15 protein-coding genes, 1 tRNA gene and 1 pseudogene are annotated in these 16,432 nt (G+C 37.8%); 7 read left to right on the top strand and 10 right to left on the bottom strand.

Annotated elements, in window-relative coordinates; genetic code table 11:
• Together AC33VI_RS00575 and AC33VI_RS00570 are read right to left on the bottom strand one after the other, a co-directional pair.
• Positions 1-437: pseudogene (locus tag AC33VI_RS00575) on the bottom strand (hypothetical protein); the annotation flags it as partial.
• 407 nt (positions 438-844) lie between these two features.
• Positions 845-1,192, bottom strand: a complete 348-nt coding sequence (locus tag AC33VI_RS00570; protein WP_491780324.1) for a hypothetical protein — start codon at positions 1,190-1,192, stop codon at positions 845-847.
• Positions 1,193-1,548: 356 nt separating this feature from the next.
• On the opposite strand from AC33VI_RS00570, the gene cdf31 reads away from it, so the two are divergent.
• Positions 1,549-2,484, top strand: coding sequence for a CDF family zinc efflux transporter Cdf31 (gene cdf31 / locus AC33VI_RS00565; RefSeq protein WP_491780323.1), 936 nt, complete (start codon positions 1,549-1,551; stop codon positions 2,482-2,484).
• A gap of 15 nt (positions 2,485-2,499) precedes the next feature.
• On the opposite strand, the gene AC33VI_RS00560 is transcribed toward cdf31, so the two are convergent.
• Positions 2,500-4,071 carry a cyclic di-GMP-binding domain-containing protein, MshE-related gene (locus AC33VI_RS00560; protein WP_491780322.1) on the bottom strand — a complete coding sequence of 524 codons (1,572 nt, stop codon included), beginning with the start codon at positions 4,069-4,071 and terminating at the stop codon, positions 2,500-2,502.
• Between the two features lie 369 nt (positions 4,072-4,440).
• Here AC33VI_RS00560 and map point away from each other — a divergent pair, with 369 nt between their 5' ends.
• The gene (gene map / locus AC33VI_RS00555) at positions 4,441-5,295 is read left to right on the top strand and encodes a type I methionyl aminopeptidase (RefSeq protein WP_491780321.1); all 855 of its coding nucleotides are present in this window, start codon (positions 4,441-4,443) and stop codon (positions 5,293-5,295) included.
• A gap of 222 nt (positions 5,296-5,517) precedes the next feature.
• A complete protein-coding gene (locus AC33VI_RS00550; protein ID WP_491780320.1) occupies positions 5,518-6,363 on the top strand; it encodes a helix-turn-helix domain-containing protein in 846 nt (281 codons plus the stop codon).
• Positions 6,364-6,764: 401 nt separating this feature from the next.
• Here AC33VI_RS00550 and AC33VI_RS00545 read toward each other — a convergent pair whose 3' ends face one another.
• Both AC33VI_RS00545 and AC33VI_RS00540 read right to left on the bottom strand, forming a co-directional pair.
• Entirely contained in the window at positions 6,765-8,342 is a 1,578-nt protein-coding gene (locus AC33VI_RS00545) for a cation:proton antiporter (protein WP_491780326.1), read from the bottom strand.
• A gap of 17 nt (positions 8,343-8,359) precedes the next feature.
• Complete coding sequence (locus tag AC33VI_RS00540) at positions 8,360-9,133, bottom strand: hypothetical protein (protein ID WP_491780319.1); 774 nt, start codon at positions 9,131-9,133, stop codon at positions 8,360-8,362.
• 221 nt (positions 9,134-9,354) lie between these two features.
• Here AC33VI_RS00540 and AC33VI_RS00535 point away from each other — a divergent pair, with 221 nt between their 5' ends.
• On the top strand, positions 9,355-10,095 hold the full coding sequence (locus AC33VI_RS00535) for a response regulator transcription factor (RefSeq protein ID WP_491780318.1): 741 nt from the start codon (positions 9,355-9,357) through the stop codon (positions 10,093-10,095).
• Between the two features lie 219 nt (positions 10,096-10,314).
• The gene (locus tag AC33VI_RS00530; protein ID WP_491780317.1) at positions 10,315-11,232 is read left to right on the top strand and encodes a Sll0314/Alr1548 family TPR repeat-containing protein; all 918 of its coding nucleotides are present in this window, start codon (positions 10,315-10,317) and stop codon (positions 11,230-11,232) included.
• Positions 11,233-11,256: 24 nt separating this feature from the next.
• Here the strand turns inward: AC33VI_RS00530 and AC33VI_RS00525 are convergent, their stop codons facing one another.
• The 5 genes from AC33VI_RS00525 to AC33VI_RS00505 all read right to left on the bottom strand — a co-directional run bounded on the left by AC33VI_RS00525 (position 11,257) and on the right by AC33VI_RS00505 (position 14,842).
• Positions 11,257-12,123, bottom strand: a complete 867-nt coding sequence (locus AC33VI_RS00525; protein WP_491780316.1) for an urease accessory protein UreD — start codon at positions 12,121-12,123, stop codon at positions 11,257-11,259.
• A 228-nt stretch (positions 12,124-12,351) separates the two neighbouring features.
• Positions 12,352-12,437, bottom strand: a tRNA-Leu gene (locus AC33VI_RS00520).
• A 134-nt stretch (positions 12,438-12,571) separates the two neighbouring features.
• Positions 12,572-13,366 carry an MOSC domain-containing protein gene (locus tag AC33VI_RS00515; RefSeq protein ID WP_491780315.1) on the bottom strand — a complete coding sequence of 265 codons (795 nt, stop codon included), beginning with the start codon at positions 13,364-13,366 and terminating at the stop codon, positions 12,572-12,574.
• 34 nt (positions 13,367-13,400) lie between these two features.
• Positions 13,401-14,159: a phosphoadenosine phosphosulfate reductase gene (cysH, locus tag AC33VI_RS00510; protein ID WP_491780314.1), complete on the bottom strand. Its 759-nt coding sequence runs from the start codon at positions 14,157-14,159 to the stop codon at positions 13,401-13,403.
• Between the two features lie 512 nt (positions 14,160-14,671).
• On the bottom strand, positions 14,672-14,842 hold the full coding sequence (locus AC33VI_RS00505) for a hypothetical protein (RefSeq protein ID WP_491780313.1): 171 nt from the start codon (positions 14,840-14,842) through the stop codon (positions 14,672-14,674).
• Between the two features lie 260 nt (positions 14,843-15,102).
• On the opposite strand from AC33VI_RS00505, the gene gshA reads away from it, so the two are divergent.
• Both gshA and AC33VI_RS00495 read left to right on the top strand, forming a co-directional pair.
• Positions 15,103-16,248 carry a glutamate--cysteine ligase gene (gshA, locus tag AC33VI_RS00500; RefSeq protein WP_491780312.1) on the top strand — a complete coding sequence of 382 codons (1,146 nt, stop codon included), beginning with the start codon at positions 15,103-15,105 and terminating at the stop codon, positions 16,246-16,248.
• 60 nt (positions 16,249-16,308) lie between these two features.
• Positions 16,309-16,432 (top strand): tRNA (cytidine(34)-2'-O)-methyltransferase (locus AC33VI_RS00495; protein WP_491780325.1); only part of this gene is annotated, 124 nt, incomplete at its 3' end.

Here is a 16,432-nt window from a genome sequence, read left to right as displayed (position 1 = left end):
GGGCGATCGATATAAAAGGATGAATCTAAGGGTACTTGTCCTTCTGGTAGAGTCGGTTCTTCTTGGATAAGATTTATCTTGTTAGTTGTCTGTTTTTCGGAGTTTGCCAGTAGATTTTGTTTGGCATTGTCGCTCCCTTGGGCATTTGCCTGAGTTTCGGCAATCGGTTTGATATAATCTTTGTCGGTCAAACTTAAATCGAAAGCTTGAAAATAATCCATTAGAGTCTGTCGATCTACAGGATGTTGCCGACGACGAACTTTAGTTAAAGTATGGGCGCTGAGTCCAGTCAGTTCGTTTAAATCTTCTAGAGTGTAAGAAATTCCTCCATTAGTTTTATTTTCGGCACTAGTTTGGGCATCGATCAAACGTTTCCACCCGATGGGGGATAATATTACCCCGCGTTTGCGTTTCGACTTTTGACTCGAACTAAACATAAAAAATACTAAATAGTCAGCAATTTTTTCAACAATCTCCTAAGCTTACTTTAGCGATTAGTATTGGCTTTTACAATTGCGATCGCTTCGATCGCTAAGGTCGATCTGGTTATTTGACTGTTGAAATTCATCACTTCAAACTTTCTAACCATCAGTTAATCAGACTTGCGATCGATTAAATACAATCGAAATTAAGCTTAAGTTATCAACTTAAGTTGTTATCTTTCCTGGCAAATTAGTAATTATCAGTCCAATATGAATACTACGATTAGGATTTGATGTTAATGCACCAAGTTCTAAGCTCTCATCCAGTATCCCCCAAGTAAGTTAGAGGCGAAAACTAGGAGTCCCTAAGCTGTCTAGCCATTTGGGGGGTTTTTTAGGTCGATCGGTTGATTAATGACTAATTAACTGATTGATTCTAGGTAAACATTCAAATCTTCGATTAATTGAGTTAATTCAGCTTCGCTAGTCAAACGAATGCGATCGTCTCTGAGGGTAACTAAAATTTTGGCAGCAAAGGGGCTGGGATAGATATTAGGATTGCAAAATATTTCGAGGAAAATATCTCCTGCATGGCGATATTCCATGGGTTTTTGGGGAGTAGGACGATTCCTTCCCCCAGGGGTAATGGTAGCAACAGCCTTAAGACTTTGCATCAAGGTAGATATTTCTGCTTTGAGTTGTTTGGCTGCCGCTGGGGAAAAGTTGAAGCTCACTGCCCCTTGAACTAAATTGAGAGTTAATTTATCCATGCTCAAATTTGATTTGTGTACTATTGAAAGTTGTTGTTATACCAATTCTCCAAATTATCGCTACAAATAGATAGCTTATTTCTCCCAGTCCCCTAGTCTCCCAGTCCCGTCAAGCGGGATAATATCTCCTAGTCTCCCAGCCCGAAAGTTATCTGTAGTCCCATTAAAGAGAAATGGTATTAAGCCCTAAAACTCAATGTACCAATCTTAGGATTTATCAATCCCTGTGGAGCTAGAAATTATTTTAATAAGTTACTTTTTTTCTCATAACTCAATATAGTTAAAAACACTATTTTAGGCAGCTCTCTAAGATTTTTAGGATTATTATTATAGATGTACGTATCTGATGCTCCACCGTGGAAGATAATCGCTCTCAAGTTCGTCGCGTTTTGTGGTTGACTTTACTGTTAAATTTATTTGTCATGGCACTAAAATTTTCTCTGGGCATTGCTACTGGATCTTTGAGTCTCCAGGCAGACGCTTTGCACAGCGTTACAGATAGTGCCAATAATATCTTGGGTTTAGTTGCCAATCGTTTTTCATCTCCCAAACCAGATCGAGAACATCCTTATGGACATCAAAAGTTTGAAGCTGTGGGTGCGTTGGGAATCGCCGCATTTTTGGGTATTGCTTGTTTTGAGATTTTACAAGTAGCCATCAAAAAAATATTTTTCCCCACAGAAGATCTGACTGCGATTCAAGTTTCTGCTGCTGAATTATGGTTATTACTGGTAGTTTTAGGAGTTAACATTTTTGTGGCGTTTTACGAGCGCAGTGTGGGTCAAAAAATTAAAAGTCCAATTCTGATTGCCGATGCCAAGCATACGATGAGCGACATTTGGGTAACTATGATCGTAATTGCTGGTTTATTAGGAGTCTGGCAAGCCACCAATCTTAATATTCCTCAATTAAAGTGGTTGGATGTTATCCTAGCTTTCCCCGTAGCTTTGTTGGTTTTCCATAGTGGTTGGGAAGTAATTCGCGAAAACCTACCCTGGTTAGTAGATGAAATGGCGATCGCCCCTGAAGCAATTAATGAGATTGTCATGAAAGTACCAGGAGTAATTAACTGCCACGATATTGCTTCTAGGGGAATGTTGGGCAGACAAGTATTTATTGAAATGCACTTAATTGTTAATACTGATGATATTGTAATTGCCCATCAAATTACCGAACAAATTGAAGAACTTTTAGAGCAAAATTTTGGTACTGTCAGAGTTCTAATTCACGTCGAACCTCAAGAATATGAGGAGAACGATATTAGTTTTGGTAACAATGAACCCATTCAATAAAAATCTGATTACTACTTAAATGTCTCTTGCGGGACAACTATCGATTAGTTCTAAATAAGATTGAGTGGCATTGCCCCAACTAGAAGACTCCGACCAATGTTCGAGCCAAATTTTTGCCTGGCTAATATTTTTAGCATTAGCAGGTATTTTACAAAGATGCTCGATCGCCTCAATGACTCTACTTTCTTTGCCTAATTCTGGTGCAGCCAAAACTCGCAACCTATTTAAAGCTATTTCACAACGTTCGGGAAATCTCTTGAAGTTAGTCGAATTAGCATTAAGAACCGCTTCTTTATTCTGTTCCAGTTGAAAGATCAAATCTAAAGTAGATGACGGATTGATTGTGTTAATATTTTGACAAAAATTTTCTAAACGACTGCTATTTAATAAGGTTTGATTGCCTAGCTGTTCTTCTTGCTTGAGGGATGAATAATAGTTATTAATTGCCAAGACTAAAGGAACAAATAAAGCAAATCCTACTAAAGTTAGTAAAGAGCTAAATTTAGTTAAAGGCTCGGTTTTAGGAGCTTTATTGACTAAATTTTCTTGTGTTTCGACTATGGCTAAAGCCTTATTTTCTATTTGTGTCGGTTCGATCTCTGTAATTTCTAGTGGATCTGTTGTGAGATTTTGACTGGTATTTTCTAAGGGATCGACTTTGGCAATCTTGCTGCTTTTCTTTTCTATTTTGGATTCTAGAGTTTTTTGAGTTTCAACTAGCCAGTTTTGATTGAAAACTTGTTGAAAAATTAAATTAGTAATCCGTACTTTTTCTTCTGCTCGATCGCGAATAATTATTCCTAAATTCAACAACTCTTCTTGTTCTTTAGTATGATTGAATTCTCGACTATTTGATAAGAGAATATTTTGATATTCTGCTAATAATAAAACTGGTTGAGATTGTTGATTGTGAATCAGTTTTTCTTCGATAGATCTAAGATAACTTCCTAGTTTACTAGTACGCCAATTTCTAATTATTGCACCTTCAATTAACTTATCTACTGCTTTAATTTCTCTTCCTTCAGGAATATTCAAATCGGAGTTAGCAAAAACATGACAAATAGTCTTCGTTAAAGGTGAATTGCCCCCAGTCCAGGCTAAAATACGAGTTAAAATCAAAGAAACATTATTATATTTTTTTTCTAGCTGGAGAAATTTCCGATTGTATTCTTCCAAAGTTATAGAAGACATCAATTGAGGCGTTTTAAAAGCAAGACTGTTGAGAAAAAAATCAATAGTCTTGCGCTCTAACCAGCCTTTTTTTACTACTAAATCGCCGAATTTAAGTGGATTAATTTTTTGTTCTGCTAAGATGGCTTGGATTCGATCTTCATTTAATAAAGAAGCTTTTTTGAGATAAACTCCCAAAGGAAATTGTTGACCTTCTGCTTGGATTTTTTGCCATTCATGAATAAAAAAGTCAACAGTCTGGGCTTTAATTGCTTCCTGCAATACCAAAATTTCTCCCAGCTTCATTTCAGTGTATTGAGATTGAATTTCTAAAGCTTGTTCTAGTTGTTGACTAGAAATAAGACCCGCATTCTGTAATAACTTCCCAAGGGGTAAACTATCATTTTGATCGGACATTTTTAGATTTTTTTATAATTGTTATAAATACTATTTAGGTATAAATTGTTAGCAAACGATCGCATTTTTCCGAGATTAAAAAGCAAACTGAAGTTGATTTTTAATTTTTCAGCCGATAAAGAGTGTTTTTTGACGAAAACATTCCCAAGAACTTGAGGTAATAACTTTAAATGAAAGTAAAATCTAACAATTATCCTACTGTTAGATTATCAAATTCACTGCAACTTAGATTCTCAGGAATTATTTTTTATTCATAAATCAAGCTTGATTTGACTCACCTACTGGGCGAGGAAGAGAATATATACCAGAAAGTACTTCTCAATCGACGCTAAAATAACTGATTAGAAAGTATTATTAAAAAATCTTTTAATGAATATTATTACAAATCTTCTTTTCCCTAAATCGAAAAATACATCCGACTTGCAAAACTCTAATGGACTTCCCATCTTAGACCGCAATCCTAAAGGAATTCATATCAAATCGGCTTCAGAAATCGAAAAAATGCGACACTCTAGCCGTATTGTTGCCACAGTACTCAAAGAAATCCAAGAAATAACCAAACCTGGCATGACTACCGCAGATTTGGATGAATATGCCGAAAAAAGAATCAGAGAAATGGGAGCTACTCCCAGTTTTAAGGGCTACTATGGTTTCCCTGCTTCGATTTGTGCCAGCGTTAATAACGAAGTGGTACATGGTATTCCCAGCCCGAAGAAGGTAATTCGTCGGGGAGACATTTTAAAAGTAGATACGGGAGCATTTTGTGATGGATTTCATGGAGATTCCTGCATCACTATTGCGGTGGGAAAAGTATCCCAGGATTCAGCCAAACTAATACAGGTAGCCGAAGAGTCTTTATATAAAGGTATCGAACAAGTCAAAGCGGGAAATCGCTTGCTAGACATTGCAGGAGCGATCGAAGACCATGTTAAAGCCCATGGTTATAGCGTAGTCGAAAACTATACAGGACATGGCGTAGGTAAAAACCTTCATGAAGCCCCCTCGGTATTTAATTACCGTACTAAATGGATGCCTAACGTAAAATTAAAGGCAGGAATGACTTTAGCGATCGAACCCATTTTAAATGCAGGTTCTAAGCATACTAGAGTGTTGCGCGATCGCTGGACGGTAGTTACAGTAGATAATAATCTCTCGGCACAATTCGAGCATACTGTTTTAGTAACCAAAGATGGTTATGAAATTTTAACCGATAGGAATTTCTAATTTTTATTACGGTTGTTCTTCAATTGACCCAAGATTTTGGTGACTGGCTTCCCAACCTTAAAAAGTAGTTTTGCGATCGACTTGATAAATTTAGAGACACTTGTAAATCTTCTGTCAAGAGCGTCTTGTAATTTGCGATCGCAATATTATTTACAATTTATAAATTACTGATGATTTAAACTTATAGTCAACGTCAGTTTGGGATAAGAACATCTATTTGTCGTGAATAATTCTGCTATTCAATTACAAGATTCAACTCAAAGTAGGGACAAAATTAAACTCCAACACCTGCAAAATTCTGCTGGAGAAAGTAATTATTGTAATGATGCAGAACATACAGTTTTTATATCTCTTGCTCCACGTCCGATTGAATACGTGCAGGTTCAAGATGGTAAAACTCATACGGGTTTGTATCAAAAAGGAGAGATTCTAATTACCCCTGCCAACACTCCTCTATTTGTGCGCTGGTCGGGTCAAGAAAATTGTTTGCAGATTCAACTCACCACCGAGTTTCTTCAAAGCATTGCCAGAGAAACTTTAGATCGGGATTCAGACCGTCTAGAATTATTACCAGGGTTTCAGATTCGTAATGCTCAACTTGAAGCGATCTCCATGATGTTGTTTGCCGAACATCAACAAAAACACTTCGATAATGGACTTTATCTTGATTCGTTAACGAATGTTTTGGCAGTAAACTTACTCAGACATCATACCGCCCGTAAACCTAAATTGCCTATCTACGAAGGAGGTTTGTCTCCGCGCCAATTAGGTCAGGTGTTAGATTATATTGATGCTTATTTAGATAAAAATATTAAACTGGCAGATTTGGCTCAATTACTTGATATGAGTCCATTTCACTTTAGTCGTCTTTTTAAACAATCAATTGGGATGACACCCCATCAATATTTGAGTCAGCAACGAGTAGAAAGAGCCAAACAATTACTGAAAACAACGGATCGATTAATTATCGATATTGCTTTGGAGTGCGGTTTTAGCAGTCATAGCCATCTAAGCAAACAGTTTCGACAAATTACTGGTATGACACCAAAAACCTATAGATTGAATTAAACATATACCAATTGCAATACTTATCGTTTAACAATTCAATTTTGTGGACAAGGTATTGGATAGTTAAGATTGGGTCAGGAGTCAGGTAGGGACTCCGATGAGCGTTCCCTTGCGCCTGTCCTAAAGGATACCGCGACCCATAACGGCGGCGCGGGGTCTCATCGTTTCATGAAACGTCCGTACAGAGGTCAGAAGTCAGAAACATTAGAAATATACAAATAATTCTGCTTGGGTACTTATAATCCCAATTCTCTATAACAATGCACTCAATAAAAAATTCTTCTTTTGCGCCTTTGCGCCTTTGCCCAGCGCACCGACCTGGGTAAACGTCTTTGCGAGAAACAAAATCTAAAAAATATTAAGTGCAACTTCAAGGAGAAATAGTATGACTTCAGTATTACTCAAACTAACATCACTGAAACGTGGCTATTTTCTAAAACCAACCGATTTAATAAAGGATAGAGAGTCTGTTCTCTATCTGGCAAATCCCATCTGGGAATAATTATTTCTGTTACTTTGTTTTCTTGAGCAAGAGCGATTATTTCTTTTCGCTCTTTAATAGTTAAATATTGATGGGGAATATCTAACAGTAAATTAGCAGTCAGTAATTGTAACTTATCCATATCTAATTCTCCCTCGCTGGTTAAAGAAACAATAATTGCTTTGCCATTAGTGCGACGGGCTAAATCTGCCGTTTTAGTCAAGACTGCGATCGCTTTTTCGGTGTTGCGATCGACAACTCCTAAAATTACTGTACTGGTAATGACATTGGTTTTAGTCGGATCTACCGTATCTTGAGTTAATAAAATAGGCGCAAAAGTCGGTATTGCCCAAGCTCCCAAGGGGGCTGTAACCATAATTGAGAGGGCAGCGATCGCCAGTATTCGCTCCCCGCCAGAAATGCCCAAACTTAAAGGTATTGCTCCAATAGCGGCTTGTACTGTGGCTTTTGCCGAGTTTCCTGGTAAAAGAAATAGTTTTTCCTTCAGCGTCCAATTGCTGCCTAAGGTAGCTAGATACCAGCCGAGCGATCGCCCAAACAACAATCCTAAAGCTAGTAATAATAGTCCTGGGAGTAAGATGTTAGTTAATATATCTAATTGAATTGTCGCACCCATTAAGACAAATAAAATTATCTCTGCCACAACCCAAAGATGGTTGAATTCTTGGCGCAAAATGCGGCAGAGGGGAGGGTTGAATTGAATTAGGAAAAATCCCATTGCCATTACTCCTAAATATCCTGAAAAGTAAGGAAAACGACTGGCTGAGATAACTATGGATAAAGCAATGCTGGTAACTAGTAAAGTAGTTTGCACTCTGTTTCGCGTCCACTGTTGCTTGACAGTACAGAAAACGATCGATTTAGCAGCAAGATAGCCGACTATGACTCCTAAAATAATTTGGGCGATCGCTTTGATGGGCAACAACCACAAATCTCGATTGCTAATATCTCCTTGAGTAGCAAAATTAACCAGCAAACTAAACAACAACAAAACCAACACATCTGACAAGGCACTCCCAGTCAAGATCGCATCAGCAATTCCTTTCGCAACTCCCCAGCCCAAATTCTTAAGACGCAACATACCAGGGACAATTACCGCAGGAGATTCGGCACTGACAACGCAACCCAAAAGCAAACCTGTCAGCCAATTAAAATCTAATAACCAAATGGAGAGTGCAGCAATAACCAACGCTTCGGTGAGGGCTGGTAAACAACCCAAACGCAGAGCTACTGTACCTTGTTTGACTAGTTTTTCGCGATCTAGCCCCAATCCCGCCCGCATTAAAATAACCGTTACGGCAAGCGATCGTAAATCGTCGGCTAATTCTAAAACTCCATTGTCTAGTATATTAATCCCTTCAGAGCCTAAGAACAGTCCTACCAACATCATTCCTAGTAGGGGTGGCGCGCCCAATCTTCGAGCGATTTCACCGACTATTAGACCACTAAAGAGAATTAAAACAAAACTAAATAAAATTTCCACCCTTGGTTTATTTAATTAAGACAATTATCCCGAGCGCAGGAAACTTCAATGGCAGCAATAGCAGCATCATCGCGATATTTATCAGTAGTGTAAGAAACTCCTGGATATTCGGGATAGATACCAGAAAAGCCCAAACCATTAGAAATCAGTTTAAAGTAAGAAGCTCTAAATTGAATATTTTCAGGATGTCGATCGCCAAAAGTAATATATTCTCTAGACTCTCCTTCAATGTTGTAGGCTAATATTGCATCTCCATAAATTTCCTCTGCTTCCTCGATTGGCGTACCGACTTTAACACCTTGCTTCGTTTGATAGTTATCGTTATCAGTCATTAAAGCAGTAATTACCAGATTGGGATTAATTGTATTGCCTTGGAATTGAGAATTATCCCCCGCAGGGTGGAGAATATAATATTGGACTATACCATCCTGGCTGACGGCGATCGCATCAAGATCCACCATAAAAGAAGGTATCGCTTCAAAAACAGTATCTTGATCCGATATTTCTTGGAGTTTGCCCACAGTCATCCCCAGTTTGGCTTTACCAATGCCTCTAGAAGAGATCTCAAAATCAGAGGCTGGCACTGCACTATTCTGATTTGCTAGTTCGACAGTTTGAGGAGGTGGCGGGTTTATCTTGGCTTGACAGGCAGAAAAGATTAGGGCGAGCGATAAAATGATTCTCTTCATCAAAATAATTTCTCTTTTAGCTTGAGCAACTTCCTCTATCTTTACAATATCTTTAGCAATAGCTCGACTGCTGGCAAAAACCAAGCTAAGGGGCAATCTTTACATAAGTAAATACAGCAATATCTTACTTAAAAATAGCTATATAATAGGCAATTAACCTTCATAAATGTAGATATCAGATCGCAAACTGAAACACAATGGGCATTTTTGCTTATAATCAGGACAGGAATTATAAACCTAGTCTAAATTTTTTGTAATTAAGTTTCCAAAATAGCAACTGCACTCATACCAAATAAAAGCCGAATAATTTATTTAATATGCCCAGAATACTTGTCATTGATGACGATCCAGCAATTTCAGAACTAGTTTCGATTAACTTAGAAATGGCTGGCTATGATGTAAATCAAGCAGAAGACGGAGTTAAAGGTCAAGCTTTAGCCGTACAACTGCAACCAGACTTAGTTATGTTAGATCTGATGCTTCCCAAAGTAGATGGTTTTACTGTTTGCCAAAGATTGCGTCGAGATGATCGCACTTCCGATATTCCAGTACTTATGCTCACTGCTTTGGGTCAAACCCAAGATAAAGTAGAAGGCTTCAATGCTGGTGCTGATGATTATCTCACAAAACCTTTTGAAGTTGAGGAAATGTTAGCCAGGGTTCGAGCTTTGTTGCGTCGTACCGATCGCATTCCTCAAGCAGCCAAACATTCAGAAATCTTGAATTTTGGTCCTTTGACTTTAATCCCAGAGCGTTTTGAAGCAATTTGGTTTGAAAAAACTGTCAAACTAACCCATTTAGAGTTTGAATTACTCCATTGCTTGTTGCAACGTCACGGTGAAACCGTCGCCCCTCCAGAAATTCTCAAGGAAGTCTGGGGCTACGATCCAGATGATGATATTGAAACCATTCGGGTACACATTCGTCATCTAAGAACCAAACTAGAACCAGATCCTCGCCATCCTAGCTATATTAAAACCGTTTATGGTGCTGGATATTGTCTGGAGTTACCCACTGCGGATCAAGTACTTTCTCCTCAAGATAAAGCTACTGCATAATTTTTATCAGAGTCGGTCGTAAAATTGAGTTAATTGTCCAAATAGCAATCAATCACTTGACAACGAACGCATCGACTCGTTTTTTTTGCGTATTTTTAATCTTTAATTTTAAAAACTATTTGTCATAATTGATTGTAGTTTGGTCTTGGTTTTGAGGAACTAGATTTATAGCGATCGCGTCAAGGCTCAGACTACTTGTAATTGCATTCTTAAGACACTATGACTAAAAAAACGTGGTTTAAACAAATAGTTTTAGCTCTACCTTTGAGCGTTGCTATGGTTGTTAGTTTGGGTAATGGTGCTGTTCGGGCGGAAGATCCTTTTCGAGCGGAAAATCCCCGCGAAATTGGCAAATATACTGAAAAAGCATTTGAAAAGATATTTCTCAAAGGAGACTATCAAACGGTTAGGAAGGAATTAGAATTAGCAGAATCAAAAGAGTCGGCAGAACCTCTAGCCCATGCTATGTTAGCTTCTCTCGCTTATACGGAAAAAGACTGGGAAAATATTAAAAAATATGCCTTACAAACTTTAGAGTCGGCTGAATTATTAAGTCAAACCGATCCAGTGCGGGGTAATTTATATTTGGCAGTGGGACATTTTATGGATGGGGCATATGTCTACGAAAAAGAAGGTGCGTTAGATGCCATCAGCAAGCTGCAATTAGTCTTCAAGTTTCTAGATCGAGCCGAAGATGTCGATCCTAACGATCCCGAACTTAATTTAATTAAAGGTTATATGGATTTATTGTTGGCAGTAAATTTACCTTTCTCCAAACCAGAACAAGCGATCGAGCGTTTTGAATCTTATGCTGCGCCTAATTATCTGGTAGAAAGGGGTTTGGCAGTAGCCTATCGAGACTTAAAGAAATACGACAAGGCTTTAAAATATGCCGATAAAGCTTTAGATTCTGCCCCTGATAACCCAGAACACTATTATTTGAAAGGTCAGATTTTAAGACAGATTGGTAAAAAGCAAAATAACCTTAAAGCCCTAGAAGAAGCCCAAGAAAACTTTGAAATAGCTTTAGAAAAATCGGCAACATTACCTGAATTTGTGTTAAAAACCTTGAAACGAGAAGATCGTTTGACTAAAGAAAAAATTGCCGCAATAAAATCGGGAAATGCTTCTCGATAATTAATAGTTAATAATTAATAATTATTATTTAGGAATATAAGGTAATTTATTATTTTCAGTATGATGACGTATTTGTTCTAGTATTAAAGAAAAATATTGTTTGATGTCTCTAGTTTTATTAGCCAAGGCTCGAATAGCAATTCCATTATTAGCGGGTAAGGTAGTAATGGCAGTTTCCAAGCGATCGCTTGTAGTCAGGGAAATAGCTTCTAATTGAGTAATTAAAGCCTTGAGATCTACTTCTGGCAGAATTGCGATCGCATTGCCTATAATTGGCAGGGATGCAAATAGTTTATTACCTTTAAAGGGGTTATTTTTACCTAATAAGCGACTGGCATTAACAAACAATATTTCGTTTTGATTATCTACAATTTCTAGGCGATTGAAATAATGATTAAAATCATAATATTCATTTTTTGCCAATCTCCCAGGTAAGATTATTTCAGTTAACCATAATTGAGCCGTAGGATAAACTTTAATCTTAGTATTCTGCTCCAAACTAGCATCTTCATATAAGATAATCGGCTCGCCAACTAATTCCAAACTAGCATTATCCTCAATTACTATTTGATAATTAATCTTCCCTTTTATATTGATTTCTGGCATTGGATGAACTTTAGTAGCTGCCTGATCGGTGAGATATAAATGACTATTAGCTGTTAAATGCAGAGATAAATTCAAAGTATCCCCAGCCAATAAACCAGGAGAAGTATTAATTAAATAAAGATAGGCTCTATTTGTGTTTGCTCCTTCCAAACGAAATACGGGAGATAAACGCAGGGGAAAACTAGTATATTGATGCTGACAAATTGTTTTATTATTAGCATCTTTAGTTAGTTTGAGTTCTAAATTATTTTTATATTTAATACTTGTTGTATTGTTTACGAGCATAATTACTTATTACTTATTACTTATTACTTATTACTTATTACTTACCAGGGCTATTTCATTCTAAAAAAATGAAAGCAAGTCTCTCTATCCCCTTTTTCTTTAGGGTGATATAAATTTTTTAAGCGGCAATTAATTTGTTAAAGTGACAGCAATTTGTTACCGATGACAAATAATTAGTTAATGTACATTCCAGTCACAACGAGATGCTCAAATAACAGCACAAAGTTATGGGGGTAGGGAGACTTGAACTCCCACGAAGAATTACCCTCAACGGATTTTAAATCCGCAGCGTCTACCAATTCCGCCATACCCCCTAGGTATGGATATTGAATGCGTGTCTTCAACAAAGACTAATATATCATACAGCATTGACCATAAGAGTGCAATTTAATTTTTTAAGTAATCAAGAGAATGTTCGAGTATGAGCTAGCCTGGCTAAAAATTGTGTTTAAGATTCCTCTAATTTAATTAGATCGCCCACCGCAATAGTTTTGCCTGCTTCTTTAGGAGATAGTTTTGTATTCACTGCCAAGCGAAAGAAATGATTAAAACGCGATCGCTCGCTCCATTCTGGAAGGGTAGCTTTTCTTTGTCGAATAAAAGTTTTTTGAAATTGGGGATAAGCCTCTCCAGTACGAGGGTTGCGAGTAACTACAACACAACGTTGACAGGGATTAACTCCTATAAATTCTACTGTTCCTACTTGAAATTTAACGATTGTATCTGCTTCGGCAAACAGTTTATCTTCCCAAAAAGCTGGCACGCCAGCAATTTCGATATTGGCTCGAAAACGCCGACGGATATCTTCTAAATTTAGTTCGGGATACCAAGATGCGATCGCCTCCAGAGTTGCAGTACTAACAATCGTCGCACCAGGAGAAACAACGTCATCGGGGAAACCCCGTTCTAAATTTTGTTTGATGGTTACGGGAAAACCAAAATATTCTTCTAGCCAGGGACAAAGATCTGCTGTGTGTTCTAGGCTGAATGTTGACGATCGCTCGTCTCCTTCTATTTGTAAAGTGATAGTTTTAGCTTCTAGACCGAATTGCGATCGCAAAGCATGGATTTTGGCATTATTTTTACCATTAACAAAGCGATCTTGCTCGTCAACAATTGCCCAAGTGCGATCGCCTTGAATTGCTCCCGATGCTAAAACTGTAACGCGATCGCATTCTACCCAATCTAAAGATTTAATCGGATAGACATACAAACGGGCAACATAAGGTTCTAAAGAAGACATAATTCTTCTATGGCATATTAATATGGGGCTATTTTCATAAACTGCTAGAGTTAAGGCTTTCAGCTTCTCCTGAAGTTTGGGGTAGATGCAAGCCACACTCTTGTTTTAAGCCACGAAAACGAGTATCCCTTTCCCCATCATCCTCGGCAGTTAGAGGGCGACTAGAATGCCAATCCCCCACAGAAACATAACCGCGATCGAAATAAGGATGATAGGGCAGATCGTGAGAAGTTAGGTAGCGATATATATCTCGTGCATTCCAATCTAGAATGGGGTATACCTTATATAAATTCTCTTGCTTTTCAACTCTGGTCAGATTTTGGCGATGATCTGTCTGATCTTTGCGCAATCCCGCTAGCCATGCCGTAGCGTTGAGTTCTTTTAAGGCTCGCTGCATTGGTTCGACCTTACGAATGCGATCGTAGAGATTGAAGGCATCAACGTCATTTTTTTCCCAGAGTTTTCCATATAGAGCTTCCATGCGCGCTGGAGACATAGGAGATTGATATACTTTGAGATTTAATTCCAGTCTCTGAGTTAACTCTTCAGCAAATTTATAAGTTTCTACGGGTAAATAGCCCGTATCGACCCAAATCACGGGGATTTTTGGCATTATTCGCGTTACCAAGTGCAACATAACCGCAGCCTGAATACCAAAACTAGTACTCATAACCAAACCGCCACCAAAAGTTTCAACACTCCATTCAACTACGGAAGATGCTTCGGCGTTTTCTAATTGTTGGTTAACTTGCAATAAATCGAGATTGGGTAATTCAAGTGTGGCAGAGATCATTAAATTCAAACTCTCTAGATGTCTTGGACGAATTCGCTATCAAATTGGGAAGATAGCAGATAATAGAAAATTCTTAGTTTACTTTAGCTTAGATCTAGCTTGACTAAATTAGTCTAAACTTAATCGTTACTTCTTGTCACTGTTTTTAAAATATTAATTTTAGGCTATTAGTTAGAGATAAAAAAACCCCCAGGTACCAAACTGGGGGCAACTTTGTAACAGATAATATCTGTTGCATAGCTCTATCTCTTCTTTAATATCATCTATATTTTGAGAAATAGTTGCGATCGCGATCGCAAGTTTTAAATTCTTTCGTGTTAAAAAAATTTGTTTAATTCTACCTAACTACTTATTTTGAGTTCTGGAAAGATTGGGGTAGACAAACAGCACTGGGATAAAACAGCTTCACTGTTCGCTCGAAGCGTTGTGCAATATAAGAGAAGTCCTGGGTTTTTAGTAAAAATTTTGATTTATTATAGTTTAATTAGATAGATTGGACTTCCCTTACCTTCTTACTGAGCCGATTTAGCAGAAAGTTCTTCTAAAAGCTGTTGTTGTTCTTTCAGAGTAGTTAGTTTTTGCAGGAGCATATCTACTTCTGCTTCTAGATGCAAGTATTTTACCTGTTGATTAGTTTGATAATGTTTGGTTTTTTCTGTATGACTAGATAAAAGAGTTGCCATGAATAAGTGGTTATTAATTTAATTTGATTGTGTCAGTCTGCGATTTTAACCTATAAAAGGCTAATTTTGTCAATTGTAATCTTTAGATTTTCTAACAACTGCGATCGATTACACTGATAATCGTATAACCTGGCTTGAAATGGCGAGTAAACATTGATATTTTTTATCTAAAACCCCAATCAAGGTAAATTTTTCTTGTTTGATTGCTACTAGAACTAGGATACATACCGATTTTTTTATAGTTCATTAGCGAAAGAATTATGAGGTTGCTGTCTAAAGGTTTTGAAGTAGAAATGTACACTGGTACTCCCCAAGGTGAGATTGTGGGATTGTCAGATAAAATCGTTCGAGCTTTAGATGGTTTTGTCCGCGAGCCAGATAGCCGTAATGTTGAATATACTACCGCTCCCTTTTGCGGTTACGATCGCTTGCTGTGCGCCCTCCTCAAACCCAGACAAGCTTTAAGAGCATATCTGCAACAGTTGGGAGATTATACTCTAATTCCTGGTAGCACTATGTCTTTAGGAGATAGCAGTCGCTTTTACCGTTCCGATCCTGGCAATCCCTATCATGCTTATATTGAAAATACCTACGGTACTGATGTGGTTACTGCCAGTATTCATATTAATGTGGGCGTAGAAGATCTAGAATTATTAATTCAAGCTTGCCGTTTGATTAGAGTTGAAGCAGCTTTATATTTAGCTTTAAGTGCTTCCTCCCCTTTTATCGATGGTAAAGTTACAGGTTATCATTCTACTCGCTGGCAGATGTTCCCTAAAACTCCTCCCAATGTTCCTTTGTTCTCCAGTCACAATCATTTCGTTCGTTGGACGGAAGAACAATTAGCAGCCAAAACGATGCTAAACGTGCGCCATCTTTGGAGTGCAGTGCGTCCTAATGGCGATCGCCGTCCTTATAATCTTAACCGTCTGGAATTAAGAATTTGCGATTTGGTAGTCAATCCTTTGGCATTATTGGCGATTACAGCGTTTTTGGAAGCCCGAATGATGCAGATGATGGCATACCCAGAGTTAGATCCTTTAGTTCAGAGTAGTTTATCTCCTGAAGAATTAGTAGCGATCGCCGATAAGAATGAAATTGCTGTTGCCAAACATAGTTTAGATGCTCAATTGCGCCATTGGCGAGACGGGAGAACAATTACTGCCAAAGATTGGATTGAAGAGATTTATCAAGAAGTATATCCCTTGGCAAAACAACAAGGATTTGCTTGCTTCTTATCTCCCTTAAAGAAAATTCTCCGCGAGGGAAACACCGCTCAAAAATGGCTCAAATCTTACGATTTAGGAATGTCTCCCACAGAAATTATTCAACAAGATATTAAAAGTATAGCTTTGCAAGAACGAGATTTAGAATATGCTCTCTGTCAATCTGCTTTAATTGCCTAATTGGGAGTCATTGAATAGCAGTACACTGATAAATGTTTAATGTTAAATGTTAAATGATAAATGGTTCGAGTTGTTCTGGTTAACCCAGAGATCCCCCCCAATACTGGCAATATAGCCCGTACTTGTGCTGCTACAAAAACAGAATTGCATTTAGTTGCTCCCTTGGGCTTTGAAATAAGCGATC

Source organism: Waterburya sp., from assembly GCF_058530065.1.
This window is presented reverse-complemented; position numbering and strand designations above follow the sequence as displayed.

Excerpts from the sequence above, each read along its gene's own strand:
- AC33VI_RS00570 (WP_491780324.1), bottom strand. The coding sequence starts at position 1,192 with ATGGATAAATTAACTCTCAATTTAGTTCAAGGGGCAGTGAGCTTCAAC.
- AC33VI_RS00560 (WP_491780322.1), bottom strand. The coding sequence starts at position 4,071 with ATGTCCGATCAAAATGATAGTTTACCCCTTGGGAAGTTATTACAGAAT.
- map (WP_491780321.1), top strand. The coding sequence starts at position 4,441 with ATGAATATTATTACAAATCTTCTTTTCCCTAAATCGAAAAATACATCC.
- AC33VI_RS00535 (WP_491780318.1), top strand. The coding sequence starts at position 9,355 with ATGCCCAGAATACTTGTCATTGATGACGATCCAGCAATTTCAGAACTA.
- AC33VI_RS00530 (WP_491780317.1), top strand. The coding sequence starts at position 10,315 with ATGACTAAAAAAACGTGGTTTAAACAAATAGTTTTAGCTCTACCTTTG.
- AC33VI_RS00525 (WP_491780316.1), bottom strand. The coding sequence starts at position 12,123 with ATGCTCGTAAACAATACAACAAGTATTAAATATAAAAATAATTTAGAA.
- AC33VI_RS00515 (WP_491780315.1), bottom strand. The coding sequence starts at position 13,366 with ATGTCTTCTTTAGAACCTTATGTTGCCCGTTTGTATGTCTATCCGATT.
- cysH (WP_491780314.1), bottom strand. The coding sequence starts at position 14,159 with ATGATCTCTGCCACACTTGAATTACCCAATCTCGATTTATTGCAAGTT.
- AC33VI_RS00505 (WP_491780313.1), bottom strand. The coding sequence starts at position 14,842 with ATGGCAACTCTTTTATCTAGTCATACAGAAAAAACCAAACATTATCAA.
- gshA (WP_491780312.1), top strand. The coding sequence starts at position 15,103 with ATGAGGTTGCTGTCTAAAGGTTTTGAAGTAGAAATGTACACTGGTACT.